The sequence below is a fragment of the Xenophilus azovorans DSM 13620 genome (genome assembly GCF_000745855.1).
GTDB lineage: Bacteria > Pseudomonadota > Gammaproteobacteria > Burkholderiales > Burkholderiaceae_C > Xenophilus > Xenophilus azovorans.
The window spans coordinates 46,932-67,161 of sequence record NZ_JQKD01000015.1; the positions used below are offsets into that span (position 1 = coordinate 46,932).

Annotated in this window: 22 protein-coding genes; 15 read left to right on the forward strand and 7 right to left on the reverse strand. The window is 70.7% G+C overall.

Annotated elements, in window-relative coordinates; translation table 11 throughout:
- Position 1 precedes the first annotated feature (1 nt).
- From Q392_RS09755 to Q392_RS09775, 5 genes are all read right to left on the reverse strand, one after another.
- Positions 2 to 1,315: an amino acid deaminase gene (locus Q392_RS09755; RefSeq protein ID WP_038205640.1), complete on the reverse strand. Its 1,314-nt coding sequence runs from the start codon at positions 1,313 to 1,315 to the stop codon at positions 2 to 4.
- Between the two features lie 34 nt (positions 1,316 to 1,349).
- Positions 1,350 to 2,693, reverse strand: a complete 1,344-nt coding sequence (gdhA, locus tag Q392_RS09760) for an NADP-specific glutamate dehydrogenase (RefSeq protein ID WP_038205643.1) — start codon at positions 2,691 to 2,693, stop codon at positions 1,350 to 1,352.
- A gap of 111 nt (positions 2,694 to 2,804) precedes the next feature.
- Positions 2,805 to 3,482 (reverse strand): lipoprotein-releasing ABC transporter ATP-binding protein LolD, encoded by a 678-nt coding sequence (lolD, locus tag Q392_RS09765; protein ID WP_038205646.1) that lies wholly within the window; start codon positions 3,480 to 3,482, stop codon positions 2,805 to 2,807.
- Positions 3,475 to 4,731: a lipoprotein-releasing ABC transporter permease subunit gene (locus Q392_RS09770; RefSeq protein ID WP_038205649.1), complete on the reverse strand. Its 1,257-nt coding sequence runs from the start codon at positions 4,729 to 4,731 to the stop codon at positions 3,475 to 3,477. The genes lolD and Q392_RS09770 overlap by 8 nt, the downstream gene beginning before the upstream one ends.
- Before the next feature lie 90 nt (positions 4,732 to 4,821).
- Positions 4,822 to 5,067: a helix-turn-helix domain-containing protein gene (locus Q392_RS09775; RefSeq protein ID WP_038205652.1), complete on the reverse strand. Its 246-nt coding sequence runs from the start codon at positions 5,065 to 5,067 to the stop codon at positions 4,822 to 4,824.
- Between the two features lie 94 nt (positions 5,068 to 5,161).
- Here Q392_RS09775 and Q392_RS09780 point away from each other — a divergent pair, with 94 nt between their 5' ends.
- The 5 genes from Q392_RS09780 to recJ are packed head-to-tail and all read left to right on the forward strand — an operon-like array spanning position 5,162 to position 9,252.
- A complete protein-coding gene (locus Q392_RS09780) occupies positions 5,162 to 5,821 on the forward strand; it encodes a hypothetical protein (protein ID WP_038205655.1) in 660 nt (219 codons plus the stop codon).
- 26 nt (positions 5,822 to 5,847) lie between these two features.
- Positions 5,848 to 6,042, forward strand: a complete 195-nt coding sequence (locus Q392_RS09785; RefSeq protein ID WP_038205658.1) for a YqaE/Pmp3 family membrane protein — start codon at positions 5,848 to 5,850, stop codon at positions 6,040 to 6,042.
- Between the two features lie 5 nt (positions 6,043 to 6,047).
- On the forward strand, positions 6,048 to 6,434 hold the full coding sequence (locus Q392_RS09790) for a hypothetical protein (RefSeq protein ID WP_038205661.1): 387 nt from the start codon (positions 6,048 to 6,050) through the stop codon (positions 6,432 to 6,434).
- Between the two features lie 38 nt (positions 6,435 to 6,472).
- Complete coding sequence (locus tag Q392_RS09795) at positions 6,473 to 7,447, forward strand: hypothetical protein (RefSeq protein ID WP_038205664.1); 975 nt, start codon at positions 6,473 to 6,475, stop codon at positions 7,445 to 7,447.
- Complete coding sequence (gene recJ / locus Q392_RS09800; RefSeq protein WP_038205667.1) at positions 7,447 to 9,252, forward strand: single-stranded-DNA-specific exonuclease RecJ; 1,806 nt, start codon at positions 7,447 to 7,449, stop codon at positions 9,250 to 9,252. The genes Q392_RS09795 and recJ overlap by 1 nt, the downstream gene beginning before the upstream one ends.
- A 16-nt stretch (positions 9,253 to 9,268) precedes the next feature.
- On the opposite strand, the gene Q392_RS09805 is transcribed toward recJ, so the two are convergent.
- Both Q392_RS09805 and Q392_RS09810 read right to left on the reverse strand, forming a co-directional pair.
- Positions 9,269 to 9,859 (reverse strand): HdeD family acid-resistance protein, encoded by a 591-nt coding sequence (locus Q392_RS09805; RefSeq protein ID WP_084216968.1) that lies wholly within the window; start codon positions 9,857 to 9,859, stop codon positions 9,269 to 9,271.
- A 103-nt stretch (positions 9,860 to 9,962) separates the two neighbouring features.
- Entirely contained in the window at positions 9,963 to 10,670 is a 708-nt protein-coding gene (locus tag Q392_RS09810; RefSeq protein WP_051953177.1) for a GntR family transcriptional regulator, read from the reverse strand.
- 139 nt (positions 10,671 to 10,809) lie between these two features.
- Here Q392_RS09810 and Q392_RS09815 point away from each other — a divergent pair, with 139 nt between their 5' ends.
- The 10 genes from Q392_RS09815 (at position 10,810) to Q392_RS09860 (ending at position 20,212) form a co-directional block, all read left to right on the forward strand.
- Complete coding sequence (locus tag Q392_RS09815) at positions 10,810 to 11,673, forward strand: SDR family NAD(P)-dependent oxidoreductase (protein ID WP_051953179.1); 864 nt, start codon at positions 10,810 to 10,812, stop codon at positions 11,671 to 11,673.
- Between the two features lie 47 nt (positions 11,674 to 11,720).
- On the forward strand, positions 11,721 to 12,929 hold the full coding sequence (locus Q392_RS09820) for an ABC transporter substrate-binding protein (protein WP_211260221.1): 1,209 nt from the start codon (positions 11,721 to 11,723) through the stop codon (positions 12,927 to 12,929).
- A 4-nt stretch (positions 12,930 to 12,933) separates the two neighbouring features.
- Positions 12,934 to 13,836 carry a branched-chain amino acid ABC transporter permease gene (locus Q392_RS09825; protein WP_038205670.1) on the forward strand — a complete coding sequence of 301 codons (903 nt, stop codon included), beginning with the start codon at positions 12,934 to 12,936 and terminating at the stop codon, positions 13,834 to 13,836.
- Positions 13,833 to 14,801 carry a branched-chain amino acid ABC transporter permease gene (locus tag Q392_RS09830; protein WP_038205673.1) on the forward strand — a complete coding sequence of 323 codons (969 nt, stop codon included), beginning with the start codon at positions 13,833 to 13,835 and terminating at the stop codon, positions 14,799 to 14,801. Before Q392_RS09825 ends, Q392_RS09830 begins: the two co-directional genes overlap by 4 nt.
- On the forward strand, positions 14,798 to 15,562 hold the full coding sequence (locus tag Q392_RS09835; protein ID WP_038205675.1) for an ABC transporter ATP-binding protein: 765 nt from the start codon (positions 14,798 to 14,800) through the stop codon (positions 15,560 to 15,562). The genes Q392_RS09830 and Q392_RS09835 overlap by 4 nt, the downstream gene beginning before the upstream one ends.
- A complete protein-coding gene (locus Q392_RS09840) occupies positions 15,555 to 16,274 on the forward strand; it encodes an ABC transporter ATP-binding protein (protein WP_038205678.1) in 720 nt (239 codons plus the stop codon). The genes Q392_RS09835 and Q392_RS09840 overlap by 8 nt, the downstream gene beginning before the upstream one ends.
- Positions 16,275 to 16,305: 31 nt before the next feature.
- On the forward strand, positions 16,306 to 17,058 hold the full coding sequence (locus tag Q392_RS09845; RefSeq protein ID WP_038205688.1) for an SDR family NAD(P)-dependent oxidoreductase: 753 nt from the start codon (positions 16,306 to 16,308) through the stop codon (positions 17,056 to 17,058).
- Positions 17,059 to 17,070: 12 nt separating this feature from the next.
- A complete protein-coding gene (locus tag Q392_RS09850; protein ID WP_038205839.1) occupies positions 17,071 to 17,811 on the forward strand; it encodes an SDR family NAD(P)-dependent oxidoreductase in 741 nt (246 codons plus the stop codon).
- A gap of 62 nt (positions 17,812 to 17,873) precedes the next feature.
- On the forward strand, positions 17,874 to 19,610 hold the full coding sequence (locus Q392_RS09855; RefSeq protein WP_038205691.1) for an FAD-dependent oxidoreductase: 1,737 nt from the start codon (positions 17,874 to 17,876) through the stop codon (positions 19,608 to 19,610).
- Complete coding sequence (locus tag Q392_RS09860) at positions 19,607 to 20,212, forward strand: glutathione S-transferase (protein ID WP_038205694.1); 606 nt, start codon at positions 19,607 to 19,609, stop codon at positions 20,210 to 20,212. Before Q392_RS09855 ends, Q392_RS09860 begins: the two co-directional genes overlap by 4 nt.
- Positions 20,213 to 20,230: the final 18 nt, after the last annotated feature.

Sequence of the window (20,230 nt, forward strand, 5' to 3'; positions counted from 1 at the left end):
CTCAGAACACCATCGTCACGGCGTCGCTGACGCGGTGGTCTTCCTCGATCACCGGCATCCAGCGCCACTTGTCGAAGGTGGTGCAGGGATGCGAGATGCCCAGGGCGACGCGCTCGCCGACCACCGGCGCCTGCGCGGCCAGGCCTGCGTCGGCGGCGTCCCAGCGCAGGTAGGCGTGCTGGTCGTTCAGCGCGTCGATGCGCCAGCCTGAGGGCACGGGGCAGGCCTGCATCGCGCCCGGCGCCGCGCGCGCCACCGGCACCGGCATCCCCATGTCGAAGGACAGGTCGCGCTTGCCCGCGCCGACGATGGCCAGGCCCGGCTCGGGACACGACTGCACCAGCGCCCACACCTGGAGCGCCGGGCGCAGCATCTCGCCGCATTCGCAGCCCAGGCGCGGCGCCATGGCCTGCAGCATGCGCGTGTAGGTGCCGTGGTCGTGCGTGACATAGCAGCCGGAGCGCAGCAGCCCGCGCACCGGGCGCCCGAGCGCGGGCACCAGCCGCGCAGCCACCAGGTCGAACACGGCCGAGCCGCCGGCCGAGACGATGACCTCTTCACCCGCGAACAAACCCTCTCGCACGCACTGCGCGGCGACGGCGTCGACGCGGTCCATCATCGCGTCGACCCAGGCGCGGTCGGCTTCGCTCTCGCCCTTGGCCCACAGGCCCTCGTAGCACTCGATGCCCACCAGCGCCACGGCCGCGCTGGCGTGCAGGCGCCTCGCCAGCGCGATGGCTTCCTCCTCCGTGCGGCAGCCGGTGCGCCCGCCGGCGAAGCCGATCTCCAGCAGCACCTCGAAGGGCTGCGCGCCGGGATGCGCGGCGAACCACGCCTCGATCAGCGCCAGTTGCGCCTGCGAATCGGCGAGGAAGATCACGCGCAGGCCGTCGTGCCGGCGGCGCAGCGCCTCGATGCCGGCCAGGTCCGCCGCGTCCAGCACCTGGTTGGCGATCAGCGCGCGCCGCACGCCGGCCGCCGCGCCGACGGCGAGCTGGAACACGCTGGCGAAGGTGATGCCCCAGGCGCCCGCCTCGATCTGGCGCGCGAAGAGCTGGGGCGACATCGTCGTCTTGCCGTGCGGCGCGAGTTCCACGTCCCAGTCGCGCGCACGGCCGGCCAGCCAGGCGATGTTGTGGGCCAGCGCCTCGCGCCGGAGCACGGCCACCGGCAGCGGCAGGTCGCCTGCCAGCAGGTTCCAGCCCTGCGCACCCACCTCGCTCGCCCGCAACGGCGGCTGGCCGTGCGGCCAGCCCTTCAGGGGCGATGCGAGCAGGGGATCGGCGAACGGATCGAGGGCGGGGGCGGCAGGCATCGGCGGATCGTAGTCCGCGCGGCCTGCCGGCGGGTCAGATCACGCCCTGGGCGAGCATGGCATCGGCGACCTTCACGAAGCCGGCCACGTTCGCGCCCTGCACGTAGCTCACGCGGCCGCCTTCCACCGTGCCGTGGCGCAGGCAGGCCTCGTGGATGCTCTTCATGATCTGGTGCAGGCGGGCGTCGACCTCCTCGCGCGTCCACGACAGGCGCAGCGCGTTCTGGCTCATCTCCAGGCCCGAGGTGGCCACGCCGCCGGCGTTGCTGGCCTTGCCCGGCGCATAGAGCACGTCGTGCGTCTCGAACACCTTGACGGCCTCCAGCGTGCTGGGCATGTTGGCGCCCTCGGCCACGCACTTCACGCCGTGCTTGACCAGCGTGAGCGCGTCCTTCTCGTCCAGCTCGTTCTGGGTCGCGCTGGGCAGCGCCACGTCCACCGGCACGTCCCACGGCCGGGCGCCGGCGATGTAGCGGGCGCCGATCTGGCTGGCGTATTCGCTCACGCGGCCCTGGCGCTCGTCGCGGATGTGCATCAAGAGCGCCAGCTTCTCGGGGGTGAAGCCCTCCTCGTCCACCACCGTGCCGCCCGAGTCGGAGCAGGTCAGCACCTTGGCGCCCAGCGCCATGGCCTTCTCGATGGTGTACTGCGCCACGTTGCCCGCGCCCGACACGGACACGCGCAGCCCGTCGAAGCTCATGCCCCGGCGCGCCAGCATCTCCTGCGCGAAGTAGACGTTGCCGTAGCCGGTGGCCTCGGGGCGGATCAGCGAGCCGCCGAAGGCCAGGCCCTTGCCGGTGAACACGCAGTCGGCGCGGTTGGTGAGCTTCTTGACCATGCCGGCCAGGAAGCCGACCTCGCGCGCGCCCACGCCGATGTCGCCGGCCGGCACGTCGGTGTCGGCGCCCACGTGGCGGAACAGCTCGGTGGCGAAGGCCTGGCAGAAGCGCATCACCTCGCCCTGGCTCTTGCCCTTGGGATCGAAGTCGCTGCCGCCCTTGCCGCCGCCCATGGGCAGCGTGGTCAGCGCGTTCTTGAAGGTCTGCTCGAAGGCCAGGAACTTCAGGATCGACAGGTTCACCGACGGATGGAAGCGCAGGCCGCCCTTGTAGGGCCCGATGGCCAGGCTGTGCTGGATGCGGTAGCCGCGGTTGACCTGCACCTCGCCCCGGTCGTCCACCCACGACACGCGGAACATGACCACCCGCTCGGGCTCGACCAGCCGGTCCAGCAGGCTGTAGGCCTGGTACTTGGGATGCTGCTGGATGAAGGGCCAGAGGCTGTGCAGGACTTCGGTGACGGCCTGCAGGTACTCGTTCTGGCCGGGGTTGCGCTGCGCGACGTGGGCAAGGAAGTCGTCGGCGGTGACGTATTTCATAAAGCGGAACTCTTCGGGATGCACAAAACCGTGCATTTTCATGCACAACTCGGTGCACGTTATGCACCGATTGCATTACCCCTCGGAAGAAACGCCCCTGAGTGGTGCGCCTCAGCCCGCCAGGCGCCCTTCGACCAGCCGCAGCTGGCGGTCGCAGCGGGCAGCCAGCGCGTCGTCGTGGGTGACGACGACGAAGGCCGTGCCGCGCTCGTGCGCCAGCCGCAGCATCAGCGCGAACACGCCGTCGGCGGTGGCGCGGTCCAGGTTGCCGGTGGGCTCGTCGGCCAGCACGCAGGCCGGCTGCGTGACCAGGGCGCGCGCGATGGCCACGCGCTGGCGCTCGCCGCCGGAGAGTTCGGCCGGCCGGTGCTGCACCCGCTGCGCCAGGCCCACGGCGGCCAGCACCTCGCGCGCCGCCGCGTGCGCCTCGGCGGCGCCCTGGCGGCGGATGCGCAGCGGCATCGCCACGTTGTCCAGCGCGCTGAACTCCGGCAGCAGGTGGTGGAACTGGTAGACGAAGCCCAGGTGCCGGTTGCGCAACTGGCCCTGCGCGGCGGCGCCCAGGCGAGAGAAGTCCTCGCCGGCCAGCGCCACGCTGCCGGCGGTGGGCGCGTCCAGCCCGCCCATCAGGTGCAGCAGCGTGCTCTTGCCCGAACCCGAGGCGCCGACGATGGCCAGCGTCTCGCCGGCGTGCACGTCCAGGTCGACGCCGTGCAGCACGGTGAGGTCGATGCGGCCTTCGTGGAAGCGCTTGGTCAGGCCGCGCACCTTCAGCACGACGTCATTCATAGCGCAGGGCCTCCGCGGGGTTGACACGGCTGGCGCGCCAGCTCGGGTACAGCGTGGCCACGAAGGCCAGCACCAGCGAGATCACGGTGATGGGCATGATGTCGCCGCGCTGCGGGTCGCTGGGCATGCGGCTGATGAGGTAGATGTCCTGCGGCAGGAAGCGGGTGTGCAGCAGCCGCTCGATGAAGGGCACGATCACGTCGATGTTGTAGGCCACCAGCAGGCCCAGCCCCAGGCCGGCCAGCGTGCCGATCACGCCCACCATCGCGCCCTGCACGACGAAGATGCCCATGATGCTCTTCGGGCTGGCGCCCAGCGTGCGCAGGATGGCGATGTCGGCGCGCTTGTCGGTCACCGTCATCACCAGCGTGCTCACCAGGTTGAAGGCGGCCACCGCCACGATGAGGGTGAGGATGATGAACATCATCCGCTTCTCGACCTGCACCGCCGCGAACCAGGTCTTGTTCTGCCGCGTCCAGTCGCGGATGAGGAACTGGCCCGGCAGCGTGGCGGCCAGTTCGTCGGCCACCTCGCGGGCGATGTTCAGGTCCTTGAGCTTGAGGCGGATGCCGGTCGGCCCTTCCAGGCGGAACACCTTGGCCGCGTCCTGCTCGTGGATCATGGCCAGCGCCGAGTCGTACTCGTAGTGGCCCGACTCGAAGGTGCCCATCACCGTGAACTGCTTCAGGCGCGGCACCACGCCGGCCGGCGTGACCTGCCCGCCCGGCGCGATCAGCGTGACCTGGTCGCCCTCGCGCACGAACAGCGAGCGCGCCAGCTCGCCGCCGAGCACGATGCCGAACTCGCCCGGCACCAGCCGCTCCAGCGCGCCCTTCTGCGCGGTGCCGGCGAAGTCCGTCACCTCCGGTTCCAGCTTCGGCTCGATGCCGCGCACCAGCACGCCCTTCATGTCCTCGCCGCGCGCCACCAGCGCCTGCGAGGCGATGTAGGGCGCGGCGCCGATCACCTCGGGATGCTTGCGGGCAGCGGCCATGATGGCGTCCAGGTCGGCCAGCGCCTGGCCGTCGCGCGAGAAGATCTCGATGTGCGAGACCACGCCCAGCATGCGGTCGCGCACTTCCTTCTGGAAGCCGTTCATCACGCTGAGCACGATGATCAGCGCCGCCACGCCCAGCGCGATGCCGGCCATCGACACGCCGGAGATGAAGGAGATGAAGCCGTTGCGCCGCGTGGCGCGGCCGGCGCGCGTGTAGCGCCAGCCCAGCTGCAGTTCGTAGGGAAGGGACATGGAAGGCCGCGGTGCTCGCCGCTTCGGGAGCGCGCCGTCTGGCGGTGAAACAAGCGCCGGATTGTGGCATCGCGGCGATGTTCGCCGGGCCTACAAACCCGCTCGTCCCATCAGGCGTTCCAGGCTCACGCCCAGGCCCTGCGCAATGCGCAGTAGCGCCATGACGCCCGGGTTCTGTGCTCCGCGCTCGATGCTGCTCATGTACGAACGCTCGATGGTGCTGCGATACGCCAGTTCCTCCTGCGAAACCCCCTGTTCCATCCGCAGCGTCCGGATCGCCATGCCCAACGCCAGCAGCGCCGGATCGTGCGCATGGCGGGGCGATGGGCTGGGCATGCCTGCATCGTCCTGGCATTGGGTATGATCGGGCCACGGACGATCTTCCACATCCGCGCTGTCACCGCGGGATCGCCCGCAAGGGAGTACACGCATGAACAAGGCGATCTGCATGGTCGCGGCCATCGTCTGGCTCGCGGCCTGCGGCAGCAAGACGGACGCGAACGAAAAGAACTTCGGGGCGGCGATCAGCCAGTACCTCGACCGCAAGGGCAGCCTGTGCCTGGGCGTGGATGCATGGCCCGCGGATGTCACGGAATTCGACCTTCGCACACAGAACAGCAGCCCCACTGGCAAGGCTGAACGAATGGCCGCGCTGGAGTCCCTGGGACTGGTGCGAGGCACGGACACCGAGCTGCAGCAGAAAAGCCAGTTCGGCGGCAGCCCGCGCACCGAACGCGTCAGGCGCTACGTGCTGACCGATGCCGCCAAGCCCTTCGAGCAGCACAGGACCATCGAGCGCTCGGGCTGGGATGGCCGCACCCAGGAGACCCGCACCGACCTTTGCTGGGGCCGGATGCGCCTGGACAAGGTGGTCAAGTGGGAGGGGCCGATGAAGTTCGGCGATTACCAAGCGGCACGGGTGACATATCACTACCGAATCGAGGACCTGGCTGGCTGGGTCGCAGACCCGCGGATTCGGAAAGCCTTCCCACAGACGGCCGCGATCATGGAAGGCGCCGGCCGCAAGGAGAGCGCGCACGGCGTGAAGCTGACCAGCGAGGGCTGGGAATCCACGCTTCTGAACGACTGATTTTTCACCTGTTGACCAACCGAACCATGCGCCTGCTCATATCTCTGCTTCTTCCTTGGTTGACCTTCTTCACCATCGGTCGGCCCATTGCCGGGGTGATCTGCCTGCTGCTGCAGATCACGCTGATCGGCTGGCTGCCCGCCACCATCTGGGCCGTGTATGCCCTGAGCCAATACAAGACCGACCAGAAGATCAAGAAGGCCATCGGCCAGAACACCTGACGACCATGAACATCCCATCCCGCCTGCCCCGTGTTCTCGCGAGCGCCGTGACGTGCGCAGCCGCGCTGGCCGGCTGCGCCTCCACCGCCGTCACGACCGACGCGCTCCAGCGCAACACGGCGTTCGCGCTGGGCCTGGACGCGAGCGCATTCACCATTTCCGACCGGGTGGACGAGGGCGTGAAGACCACCTACCGCGTCACGACGCGAGGCGGTCGCCTCTACAGTTGCTACGTCACGGGGGTCGTGAGCATGACCGGCCGTGTGGTATCCGATGCGCTGTGCAACGAAATCGCCCGACCTGGCGCAGCCAGGGAGCCCAACCGGCCGGCGGGGCGGCCCGCCGCGCCGCCGAACTGCAACGCCTTGCTGAAAGCCGCCGGCCGCTGTTGAGCGCGCGCCGTGTTTCCGGGGGGCCGACAATCGCCTCCATGCTTCCCCTGGCCCGCGCCGCCGACACTCCCCGACTGCTGATCCCGTTCGCTGGCCGCCTCACGGCCGCCTGCCGGGCCGCCCTGCCCGCTCTGGCCCTGCCCCGGCTCGGCGACCTGCTCGCGCGTCTGACGCTCCAGGATGAGGATGCGCAGGACGACGACACGCTCTCCCCGCCGCACGAACGCGCCCTCGCCAGGGCGCTCGGGATTCAGACGGCCGATGGCTGCCTGCCCTGGGCCGCCCTGGAGGCGCAGCGCGCGGGCCTTGCCGGCGCTCACGGGCAGCCCTGGGCGCTGGTCACGCTATGCCACTGGCAAGTCGGCATGAGCGAGGTGGTGCTGGGCGACCCCGCAAGCCTGGGCATCTCCGCCGCCGAATCCGACGCGCTGCTGGCCTGTGCCCTCCCCTTCTTCGAGGAAGACGGCATCGCCCTCTTCACGACCGGCCAGCCGGGCCTGTGGCTCGCCCGCAGCGCGCTGTTCGACGGATTGGACACCGCGTCGCTCGACCGCGCCATCGGCCAGCCGCTCGCATCCTGGCTGCCGATGTCCGATGCTGCGCGTCCGCTGCGCCGGTTGCAGAACGAGATGCAGATGCTGCTCTACACCACGCACGTGAATGACGACCGGATCGCCAGAGGCCAGCTTCCCATCAACTCGTTCTGGCTCAGCGGCACCGGCCGCCTGCCCCAGCCGCTGCCTGCACAAGGGCCGCAACCGACCGTCGATCTCGCGCTGCGCGACGCCGCGCTGCAGGACGACGGCGAAGCGTGGTCGAAAGCCTGGCAGGCATTGGATGCCGGTCCCATCGCGGACCTGCTGGCCCACGGGGAACGTGGAGAAGCCGTCGAGTTGACGCTCTGTGGCGACCGGGCCGCGCGGCGCTGGATTGCGACCCCACGCAGTCTGTTGCAGCGCGTTCGCGGCCGTTTCGGCCGCCAGCGCACCGCCGACGTGCTGGAGGCGCTGTGATGAAGCTGGTCGTGCGCGAGATCCCGCCGCGCGCCGCCTGGGCGCTGGAGCAGGCCGGCGTGCATCCGCTGCTGGCGCGCCTGTTCGCCGCGCGCGGCGTGTGCTCGCCCGACGAGCTGGACGACGGCCTGGCACGCCTGCTGCCGCCCACCGGCCCGTCGGGCCTGCACGGCGTGCAGGACGCCGCCCGCCTGCTGGCCGACGCCATCGCCGGGCAGCGCCGCATCTGCATCGTGGCCGACTACGACTGCGACGGCGCCACCGCCTGCGCGGTGGCCGTGCGCGGGCTTCGGCTGCTCGGCGCGGCGCACGTCGGCTACCTCGTGCCCGACCGCGTGGTGGACGGCTACGGCCTCACGCCGCCCATCGCCGAGCGCGTCGCCGCCACCGGCGCCGAGCTGCTGGTGACGGTGGACAACGGCATCGCCAGCGTCGAGGGCGTGGCGCGTGCGAAGGCGCTGGGCCTTTCGGTGCTGGTGACCGACCACCACCTGCCCGGCCCGCAGCTCCCCGAGGCCGACGTGCTGGTCAACCCCAACCAGCCCGGCTGCGGCTTCGAGAGCAAGTGCATCGCCGGCGTGGGCGTGATGTTCTACGTGCTGCTGGCGCTGCGCGCGGAGTTGCGGGCCCGCGGCGTTTTCGAGGCCCGGCCCGCCGCCGGGCCGCCCCAAGGCGGGCCAGCCCCCTCAGGGGGCAGCGAACCACGCGAAGCGGGGAGCGTGGGGGCACCCATCCCCCAACCGAAGCTGGACGCACTGCTCCCGCTGGTCGCCCTCGGCACGGTGGCCGACGTGGTGAAGCTCGACGCCAACAACAGGCGCCTCGTCGCGCAGGGCCTCCGGCGCATCCGCGCCGGCCAGATGCCGCCGGGCGTCGCCGCCCTCTTCCGCGCCGCCGGCCGCCGGGCCGAGGCCGCCACCACCTTCGACTTCGGCTTCGCCCTGGGCCCGCGCCTGAACGCCGCCGGGCGGCTGGCCGACATGACGCTGGGCATCGAATGCCTGCTCACCGACGACGCCGCGCGCGCCGACGAGCTGGCGCGGCTGCTCGACGGCATCAACCGCGAGCGCCGCACGCTGGAAGGCGGCATGCGCGACCAGGCGCTGACGCTGGTGGAGTCGCTGTTCGTGGACGACGAAGGCACGCTGCCGCCGGCCCTCAGCGTGTTCGACGAGGACTTCCACGAAGGCGTGGTCGGCATCGTCGCCTCGCGCCTGAAGGACCGGCACCACCGCCCCACCTTCGTCTTCGCCGTCAGCGGCGCCGAAGGCAGGTCGCACGAGCTGAAGGGCTCGGGCCGCTCGATCCCCGGCTTCCACCTGCGCGACGCGCTGGACCTGGTGGCCAAGCGCCACCCGGGCGTGCTGCTGCGCTTCGGCGGCCACGCGATGGCCGCCGGCTGCACGGTGGCGCGCGATCGCTTCGCGGACTTCGAGCGCGCCCTGGCCGAGGTCGCCGCCGAGTGGCTGGACGCCGCTACGCTGACCCGCCGGCTGGAGACCGACGGCCCGATCGACCGCGAGTACCTGCGCGTGGACCTGGCCGACACGCTGCACCGCGAGGTGTGGGGCCAGGGCTTCGCGCCGCCGGTCTTCAGCGACGAGGTGGAGGTCGTCTCGCAGCGGCTGGTCGGCGAGAAGCACCTGGCGCTGAAGCTGCGGCTGGCCGGCCAGCCCATCGACGGCATCTGGTTCGGCCACACCGAGCCGCTGCCGGCGCGCGTGCGGCTGGCCTTCCGGCTGGATGCGGACGAGTGGCAGGGGCAGCGCCGGCTGCGCCTGATGGTGGAGGGGATGGCCTCCTGAACGCGCCTGCGCGGCGTCAGCGCCGCGCCGTGCGCAACCGCAGCGCCAGCAGCACCAGCAGCACGCCGTAGACGAAGGCGAAGCCGCCGATCAGCCAGGCCAGCGCCACGGCGCCGGCGCCCGGCGAGGCCACCACCGCCACGCCGAACACCACCGACAGCACGCCCGACAGCGCATACAGCCACTCGCCCTCGATCTCCTTGCGCAGCCGGAAGGCAGCGACGATCTGGAACACGCCCCCGGCGATCGCCCAGAAGCCGATGATCAGGATCAGCGTGAGCGCCGTCAGCGCGGGCCAGACGAAGGTGACGACGCCGGCGGCGATGCCCAGCAGGCCCAGCACGATCACCGACCACAGGGGGCGGCCGTTGTCGCGGATGCGCCAGCCGGCCACCAGCGCCAGCACGCCGTCGATCAGGGCATAGGCGCCCCACACCGCCACCATCACGGCCACGGTCAGCCCGGGCAGCGCGAAGGCCAGCAGGCCGAACACGATGGCGGCCACGCCGCGCAGTGCGATCCAGCCCCAGTGCGGAGCGAACAGCGGCCCCAGCGAGAGGGCCGCGCCGCCGCGAAGCGGCGAAGAGGGAGGGTCTTGAAAGGCCATGGCCGCGAATCTCCATCCACGAGCGAAGGAAGCCGGCATCTTCCACGCCATCGCCGGCCGGCCGCTGTCGGCCGATGGCGCGTCCTGCAAAGGAAGGCGGCAGCTAGCGCCGCCGCGGCGGCTTCACGCCCGGCGCCGCGTCGCCGGCGTCCAGCAGCTTCTGGTAGTCGCGCCGGAAGATCAGGCCGGCGTAGTAGACGTGCTCGCGCATCAGCTCCTCGGCCCGCGCGCTGTCCCGGGCGAGCACCGCCTCGATGATGCGGTGGTGGTCGCCGTGCGAGCGCAGGATGATGGCGTGGTCGTCCCAAAGGATGATCCGGTCGGACGCGAAGGGGATGTTCTGCGCCTGCTCCGCGAAGCGCGTGACCCACGGGTTGCCCGAAGCCTCCAGCAGCGTGTCGTGGATCTCCACGTTCATCTGCTGGTAGGGCTCGTGGTCCTCCGGCTCCAGGCGGCCCTTGCCCAGGATGCGGTCGCCGATGGCCAGGCGCGACTGCAGGAACATCGCCTGCTGCTCGGTCAGTCCCCGCACCGCCGCATTGCGGCAGGCCAGCCCCTCCAGCACCGAGCGCACGTCGTAGGCCGCGGCGATGGCCTCCAGGTCGAAGCCGCGCACGAGGTAGCCGCGCTTGGGCTGGTGGTCGATGAGACCCTCGTTCGCCAGCGTGGCGAGGGCCGTGCGCACCGGCGTGCGGGACACCTTCAGCTCCTCCGCCAGCGGCAGTTCCTCCAGCCGGGTCTGCGGCCGCAGGCGGCCGTGGAGGATCCAGTCGCGCAGCGTCTCGGTGACGTCCTGGGCCAGTGTTCTCATCGTGCGGACTATTTGAGCATCCGATTTCAAGTATACATATAGAGCCTTCAATACCCCGATATAGGGGTAAATACCATGAGTATCTAGCCATCATGTATACATACTGCGGTTCTTGACGATTTTTTGACAGACAGGAACCGTGACGAGCGCAGACAAGAGCACGAACGCCCCGCAGGGGCATCGGGACTGGCTGGACCTGGAGGGACGCGCCTGCGTCGTGACCGGCGCCGGCGGCGGCATCGGCGCGGAGATCGCCCGCCAGCTCCTGGCGGCCGGCGCGCGGGTGGCGCTGCTGGACCTGGACGCCGAGCGCGCCGCGGCGGCCGTGGCCGGATGCGGGGGCAGCGTGCTGCCCCTGGCCTGCGACGTGACCGACGCTGCCAGCGTCCAGGCGGCGGCCGACGCGGTGCACAGCGCCTGGGGCCCGGCCGCGGTGCTGGTCAACAACGCCGCGTCGCTGTATGCCGACGCGCTGATGGACATCGCCGTGGACAAGTGGAACCGGCTGCTGTCGGTCAACCTCACCGGCTACCTGCTGTGCGCACAGGTCTTCGGCCGGCAGATGCGCGAGCGCGGCGGCGGCGCGATGGTCCACATCGCCTCGATCTCGGGCGCCATCCCGCAGCCCTACAGCGGCGCCTACAGCGTCAGCAAGGCGGGCGTGAAGATGCTGTCGCAGCTGCTCGCGGCGGAGCTGGGCGAGCACGGCATCCGCAGCAACGTGGTGAGCCCCGCGATGATCCGCACGCCCATGAGCGAGGGCATCTACACGCAGGAGGCCGTGCGCCGCCAGCGCGAGCGCATGGTGCCGCTGGGCCGCATCAGCACGCCGGCCGACATCGCCGGTGCCGTGCTCTTCCTGGCCAGCGAGCGCGCCGGCTACATCAGCGGCCAGGACATCCTGGTGGACGGCGCCCTCACGCAGAACTGGCTCGGCCTCGTCCCCCGCCCCGGCTTCCAGAAGGAAGACGCAGCCGCATCGGCCGCCTCCGGCGACCTGTGAACCCGACGACCCCGCAACGATTCGACCGCGACCAAAGGAGACTCCCCTTGAATACCTTCATCAAGACCACCCTCGCCGCCGTGGCGGCGGCCACCGCCCTGGCGGCCGCCGCCCAGAGCGAGCCCGGACTGACCGACAAGAGCATCAGGATCGGCATGTTCAGCCCGCTGTCGGGCAACTCGATGGCCTACGGCTTCGACGTCGTCAACGCGGCGAAGATGTACTACGACAAGGTCAACAAGGAAGGCGGCATCCACGGCCGCAAGATCGACATCGTCCTGGAGGACGACCGCTGCAACGCCAACGACCTGCTGGCCGCGGTGAAGAAGCTCACCGAGCAGGACAAGGTCTTCCTGCTCAACGGCGGCTCGTGCTCGGGCCCGGTGGTGGGCGCGCGCGAGTACGTGGAGCGCGAGAAGATCCCGCTGGTCATGCTCAACGCCTCGGGCGACGGCGCGCTGTACCCGCCGTCGAAGTACATCTACGGCGCCTTCTCCATCTCGCAGCGCGCCGTCGGCGGCTCGATGGTCCAGTTCGCCGCCGAGCACCTGAAGGCCAAGAAGATCGGCTACCTCAACCACGACGACGCCTACGGCGGCTGGAACCTGGAGGCCGCCGAGTTCCAGGCCAAGAAGGTCGGCGCGACGCTGCAGGTGCAGTCGATCAACCCGAACATCACCGACGTCACGGCGCCGATGCTGAAGATCCGCGCCGCCAACCCCGACGTGCTGCTGGTCACCACCTACGCCCGCCCGGTGAGCCTGCTGGTCAAGAAGGCGCACGAGCTGGGCTGGAACAAGCCGATCGTCATCGCCGTCAACGGCACGGCCGACCTGAAGCAGCTGGTCGAGAACGTCGGCAACAAGGATGCATTCAAGAACGTCTACCTGCAGGAGGTCATGCTCGACGTGCCCGGCGGCGAGCAGCTCAAGTGGGTCTACGACATGTACAAGCAGTACTACCCGGACCTGGCCGCCAAGCCGGGCTACCCGCAGACCTACATGCCCTACGGCATCCCCTCGGCGATGGCGGTGGTCAACGCGCTCAAGGCCGCCGGCCCGCAACCCACGCGCGAGAAGTTCCTCGACGCGATGTCGAAGCTCAACTTCGACTCCAAGGTGATGGCCGGCCCGATCGCCTTCACGCCCACCGACCACGCGGCGCAGAAGGCGGCCATCTACCTGAAGTTCGACGGCGAGAACAAGAACCGCGTGCCGGGCAGCTACGCCAGCGCCTGGACCTACCAGCCCAAGTAACGGCATGAGCTTCGACGAGATCTGGCTGTTCCTGCAGCAGGGCCTGCTGTCGGGGCTGGTGACGGGCAGCGTGTACGCGCTGCTCGCGCTGGCCATCGTGGCGGTGTTCAAGACCACCGACGTGCCCAACTTCGCGCAGGGCGAGATGCTGATGATGGCCGGCTACGTGGCGCTGAGCCTGCTGCTGCTGGCGCACCTGCCCTACGCGGCGGTGATCCCGCTCACGCTGGCGGTCATGGCCCTGGGCGGCGCGCTGTTCCAGCGCGTCGTGATGGAGCGCGTGACCGGCTCGCGCGGCGTCGGCGTGCAGCTGGTGATCGCCACGCTGGGCCTGGCCTACGTGCTCAAGGGCCTGGTGCGCCAGACCGGCCTGGGCGACACGCCGCGCTCGCTGCCCTCGCTGTTCTCCAGCGACACGGTGCTGATCGGCGACGCGGCCCTGACGCAACTGGACATCGCGATCTTCGTCGTCGCCGTGGTGGTGATGGCGCTCATCTACCTCATGTTCACCTACACCCGCATCGGCAAGGCGATGCGCGCCGTCGGCATGAACCCGCGCGCGGCGCAGATCGTCGGCATCCGCCTGTCGCGCATCCGCATGATGGTGTGGGCGCTGGCCGGGCTGATCTCGGCCATCGCGGCGCTGCTCATCACGCCCAAGGTGCTGGTCACGCCCGACATCGCGCACATCGCCATCCTGGCCTACGCGGCGGCCATCGTGGGCGGCTTCACCAGCCTGCCCGGCGCGGTGGTCGGCGGCCTGCTGATCGGCGTGGTCGAGAACATGGTGGGCCTGTTCATCTCCACCAACGCGATCGTGGTGGCGCCCTTCCTGGCGATCCTGGTGACGCTGATCGTGCGGCCGCAGGGCCTGCTGGGCGGCAAGGTGCAGGTGAAGAAGGTATGAAGAAGCGTTTCTCCCTGGACCACCTGGCGCTGCTGGTGCTGCTGGCCGTGCTGTGCGTGCTCCCGTTCACGGTGACGGGCTACGTGCTGTACGTGGTCAACCTGCTGATGGTCTTCGTCGTGCTCGCGCTGGGCATGCACGTGGTCATCGGCGAGGCCGGCCAGTTCGCCCTGTCGCACACCGCCTTCTACGGCATCGGCATCTACACGGCCGGGCTCATCAACACGGCGTGGCACCCGCCCTTCGTCGTCTCGATCCTGGCCGGCGGCTTGCTCTCGGCGGTGCTGGGCTACGTGATCGGCTTCCTGGCGCTGCGCATGCGCGACATCTACCTGGCGCTGGCCACCTTCGCCTTCGGCGAGGCGATGCAGTGGGTGTTCCTCAACTGGGAGTCGGTCACCAACGGCTCCAACGGCATGCGCATGCAGCCGGCGCAGCTGTTCGGGCTGACGCTCACCAACGACCTGCAGGCCTATCCCTTCGTCATCGCCATCGCGGCGCTGATGCTGTGGGTGACGGTGTGGCTGTCGCGCTCGCAGTTCGGCTCCGCGCTGCGCGCCGTGCGCGAGAGCGATGTCGCCGCCATGGCGATGGGCATCAACGCGCGCGCCATGAAGCAGGCGGCCTTCGTCATCTCGGCGGCCTTCGCCGGCATCGCGGGCGGCATGTACACCCTGTTCATCTCCTTCATCCACCCGGAGAGCCTGGGCTTCCAGACCACCATCCTGATCCTGACGATGGTGGTGGTCGGCGGCATCGGCTCGGTGCGCGGCGCGGTGGCCGGCGCCATCGCCTTCGGCATCATCTCCGAGCTGCTGCGCCAGGCGCTGTCGATCCAGGAGATCCTGTACGGCGCGATCCTGCTGGGCTTCATGATGTTCAAGCCGCGCGGCCTGTTCGCCGGCTCGAAGAAGCGGGCGGCGAAGGCGCCCGCGGCACACGTCCGGCAAGGGGGTGCCGCATGAGCGCGGCGCCCTTTCTCGACGTGCGCGGCATCACGGTGCGCTTCGGCGGGCTGACGGCCGTGAACGACCTGTCGTTCCAGGTGCAGCGCGGCACGATCCACGCCCTGATCGGGCCCAACGGCGCCGGCAAGTCCACCACCTTCAACTGCATCTCGCGCTATTACCAGCCCACCGCGGGCAGCATCGTGCTGGACGGCGTGGACGTGAGCCACGCCCGGCCGAACCGGATGGCCGGCTTCGGCGTGGCCCGCACCTTCCAGAACCTGGAGCTGTTCGGCGAGCTGAGCGTGTACGAGAACGTGCTGCTCGGCTGCTATTCGCACAGCGCGAACCCGCCGGGCCGCCTGCTGCGCCGGCCCGACGCGGCCACGCGCGAGCTGGTGGACAGCCTGATCGAGCGCGTGGGCCTCACGCACGACCGCGACACCACTGCCCGCGAACTGGACTTCGGCCACCAGAAGCTGCTGGAGCTGGCGCGCGCGCTGGCCCTCAAGCCGCGCCTGCTGCTGCTGGACGAGCCGGCCGCCGGCCTGCGCAACCGCGACATCGAGAGCCTGGACCGCCTGCTGACCGAGCTGGCCCGCAACGACGGCATCACCGTCCTGCTGGTCGAGCACGTGATGCAGCTCGTGATGGCGATCTCCGACCGCGTCACCGTCATGTCCTTCGGCGAGAAGATCGCCGAGGGCACGCCCGCCGAGGTGAGCCAGGACGCCCGGGTGATCGAGGCCTACCTCGGCAAGGGAGCCGCCGATGAGTGAACTCATGCTGGAACTGCGCGGCGTCAGCGCCTCGTACGGCGCCATCCAGGCGCTGCAGGACGTGTCGCTGAAGGTCGAGCGCGGCGCCATCGTCGCCCTGCTGGGCAGCAACGGCGCGGGCAAGAGCACCACGCTCAACGCCGTGTCGCACCTGATCGAGCCCTCGGCGGGCGAGATCTTCTTCGACGGCGAGCCGATCCGCCGCTGCCCCTCGGACGAGATCGTGCGGCGCGGGCTGGTGCAGGTGCCCGAGGGCCGCGAGGTCTTCAAGGACATGAGCGTGCGCGAGAACCTGGAGCTGGGCGCCTTCCTGCGCCGCTCGCGCGGCGAGGTCGCGCAGGACTTCGAGCGCGTGTTCGAGACCTTCCCGCGCCTGAAGGAGCGCAGCGAGCAGAAGGCCTCGACCCTCTCGGGCGGCGAGCAGCAGATGCTGGCCATCGGCCGCGCGCTGATGGCGCGCCCGCGCATGATCCTGCTGGACGAGCCGTCGATGGGCCTGTCGCCGCTGCTGGTCGAGCAGATCTTCGAGACCATCCAGCGGCTGAACCGCGAACAGGGCCTGACCATCCTGCTGGTGGAGCAGGACGTGCGCCTGGCGCTGCGCATGGCCCGCTACGCCTACATCCTCGAGAACGGCGAGATGAGCCTGGAAGGCCCGTCGAGCCAGCTGATGAACGACCCCGCGGTGCGGCGCGCCTACCTGGGCGTGTGAAGCACCGCGGCGGCATGAAGGAACGCTTCCCATGGATCTTCTGAAGGACAAGCTCGCCCTCATCACGGGCGGCGGCGGCGGCCTGGGCTCGGCCATGGCGCGCGGCTTCGCCCGCCAGGGCGCACGCGTGATCGTGGCCGACATCGATCCGGCCCGCGCGCAGGCCATCGCCGACGAGGTGCGCGGCGCCGGCGGCACCGCCTGGGCCGAGTCGATCGACGTGACCGACCGCGCCGCCGTGGCCGCCCTGGCCGCGTCGCTCACCGAACGGCTCGGCCCCATCGACGTGCTGGTGAACAACGCCGGCATCTCGGCGCGCGCCCGCATCGACGACCCGCACTCGGCCGAGACCTGGGACCGGCTGATCCAGGTCAACCTGCAGGGCCTGTTCAACGTCACGCACGCCTTCGTGCCGGCGCTCAAGCGCTCGCGCGGCTGCATCGTCAACCTGTCGTCGATCGTCGCCTTCGTCAGCGGCATCTCGTCGGCCGGCTACATCGCGTCGAAGGGCGCGGTGCGCTCCTTCACGCAGGCGCTGGCGCGCGACCTGGCGCCGCACGGCGTGCGCGCCAACGCGGTGGCGCCGGGGCTGATGCTCACCGACATGGTGACGCCGCAGCTGCAGGTGCCCGGCGGCACCGACTGGTACATGAACCGCGTGCCGATGAAGCGCGGCGGCGAGCCCGACGAGATCGTCGGCCCCGTGGTGTTCCTCGCCTCCTCCCTGGCCAGCTACGTCAACGGCGTGGTGCTGCCGGTGGACGGCGGCTTTCTCTCCGCATAGATGGGATCGGACATGAGCAGCAGCAACGGCAAACCCGTCGCCCTGGTGACGGGCGGCGCCAGCGGCATGGGGCTGGCCACGGTGGAGAAGCTGGCGCAGGGCGGCTTCTCGGTGGTGATGGTCGACCGCGCGGCCGAGCAGGCCGCGCGCGAGGAAGCCCGCCTGCGCGCCGCCGGCCTCGACGTGCAGGCCCGCGTGCTGGACCTCACCGACGAGGCCGCCGTGCGCGCGCTGGTGCAGGCGCTGCCGCCGATCAGCGCGCTGGTGAACAACGCCGGCGTCTTCGACGAGCGCCGCTTCATGGAGGTGACGAGCGATGACTTCCGCCGCGCCTACGAGGTGAACCTGATCGCCGCGGCGACGCTCACCCAGGAGGTGGTGCGCCGCATGCCCGACGGCGGCCGCATCGTGAACATCGCCTCGCGCGCCTACCTGGGCGCGCGCAACCACCCGCACTACGTCGCCTCCAAGGCCGCCATCGTGGGCTACACGCGCGCCAGCGCGATGGAGCTGGCGCCGCGCGGCATCCTGGTCAACGCGATCGCGCCGGGGCTGATCGACACGCCCATCCTGCGCGCGCTGACGCCCGAACGGCTGGCGGCGCAGCTCGCGCTGCAGCCGACGGGCCAGGCCGGCCGGCCGGAGGACATCGCGCAGGCGGTGGCCTTCCTCGTGTCGCCGCAGATGGGCTTCATCACCGGGCAGGTGCTCTTCGTCGACGGCGGCAAGTCGCTGGGGGGATCGGGCGCATGAGCCCCCGCCCGGCCGTTCCGAAGGGGGCTCGCACCGCGGCCCGCCAGGGCGAAGGTATTCCAGTGAGCAACGTGACGTGGGAGCGTGAAGTCGACGTGCTGGTGGTGGGCGCCGGCGCCGGCGGCATGGCGGCCGCGCTGAGCGCGCACCTGGGCGGCTGCTCGGTGCTGCTGGTGGAGAAGACCGACCGCGTCGGCGGCTCCACGGCCGTGTCCGGCGGCGCCGTCTGGGCGCCGATGAACGGCCAGAGCGAAGGCGCCGGCCACCCCGACAGCTTCGCCAAGGCGTGGACCTACATGCGCAACACGGTGGGCGACGCGGCGCCGGCCGACATGCAGCGCGCCTTCCTCGAAGCCTGCGGCCCCGCCATCGACGCGCTGGAGCAGCACACGCAGGTGAAGCTGGCCGCGCGCACCTACTCGCCCGACTACTACCCGGACCGCGAGGGCGCCGCGCTCGGCGGCCGCTCGCTGGACCCGCTGGCCTTCGACGGCCGGCTGCTGGGCCGGCACTTCCGCGAGCTGCGCGACCCGCTGCCCGAGTTCGTGGTGCTCGGCGGCATGATGATCACGCTGACCGATGCCAAGCACCTGCTGTCGGTGACGAAGTCCTTCGCCTCCTGGAAGGAGGGCATGAAGCTGGTGCTGCGCTACTTCGCCGACCGGCTGCGCGGCTACCACCGCGGCACGCGGCTGGTGCTGGGCAATGCGCTGGCCGGGCGGCTGTTCATGTCGGTGCTGGAGCGCGGCATCGACTACTGGCTGAACGCGCCCCTGAAAACGCTGCAGGTCGAGGACGGCCGCGTCACCGGCGCCTGCATCGAGCACGAGGGCCGTCCGACCTGGGTGCGCGCACGCCAGGCCGTGGTGGTCGCCACCGGCGGCTTTCCGTGGAACGCGGCGCTGCGCGAGCAGCTCTACCCGCATCCGACCGGCCCCTGGTCCATGTCCCCCGCCGGCAACGCCGGCGAAGGCATCGGCATCGCGCAGGCCGCCGGCGCAGCCCTGGGCAACGACCACTTCGGCCCCGCCTTCTGGGCGCCGGTGTCGCTGCTGCAGCGGCCCGACGGCACGCAGGTGCGCTACCCGCACCTGGTGTGGGACCGCGCCAAGCCGGGCCTGATGGCGGTGAACGCCGCAGGGCGCCGCTTCGTCAACGAGGCCACCTCGTACCACGAGTTCGTGCTGGCCATGTACCGCTCGAACGAGACGGTGCCGACCATCCCGGCCTGCCTGGTGTGCGACAGCGACTTCATGGAACGCTGGGGCCTGGGCCTGGCGCTGCCGGGCGGCCGGCCGCGCGAGCACCTGGTGCGCGCCGGCTACCTGCACCGCGCCGACTCGCTGGAGGCGCTGGCCGCGCAACTGCAGATCGACGCCGCGGGGCTGCGCGAATCCGCGGCCCGCTTCGACGGCTACGGCGCCACGGGCGAGGACCCGGAGTTCGGCAAGGGCAGCACCGAATACAACCGCTACCTCGGCGATGCGGACCATCGCCCCAACCCCTGCCTGGGGCCGCTGCGCAAGGCGCCGTTCTACGCCGTCAAGGTCTACGCGGGCGACATCGGCACGGCCTGCGGCATCCGCTGCAACGCGCAGGCGCAGGCGCTCGATGCCGGCGGCCAGCCCATCCCCGGCCTGTACGCGACCGGCAACGACATGCAGTCGGTGATGGGCGGCCAGTACCCGGCGCCAGGCATCACGCTCGGGCCCGCGCTCACCTTCGGCTGGGTGGCCGGCCAGCACATCGCGCGCGAACGTTCCAATACTCCCTCTTCCACACAGGCGGCAGCGTCATGAAGATCCTCTTCTCCCCCTTCTCCCCCTACGTCCGCAAGTGCCTGGTGACGGCGCACGAGCTGGGCCTCGGCGACCGGGTGCAACTGCTGCCCTCCAACGCGCACCCGGTACAGCGCGACCGCGAGATCATCGCCAACAACCCGCTGGGCAAGGTGCCTACCTTCTTCACCGACGACGGCCAGGTGCTCTACGACAGCCGCGTGATCTGCGAGTACCTGAACCACCTCGCCGGCGGCACGCTGATCCCTGCGGCGGGGCCGGAACGCTGGCAGACGCTGACGCTGCAGTCGCTCGGCGACGGCATGCTGGACGCGTCGCTGCTCGCGCGCTACGAGGACGTGGCCCGCCCGGACGAGCGCAAGTGGCCCGAGTGGCGCGCCGCGCAGCTCGACAAGGTCGAGACCTCGCTGGCCTACCTCGACCAGCGGCCCGACCTGCTGGACGGCCGCGTGGACCTGGGCGCGCTGGCCATCGGCTGCGCGCTCTGGTACCTGGACCTGCGCTTCCCCGACGTCGACTGGCGCGCGCGCCACGCCGAAACCGCGCGCTGGTACGCCGGCTTCTCGCAGCGGCCGAGCATGGCGGCGAGCTGGTCGCTCTGACGATCTGACGGCAGCCGC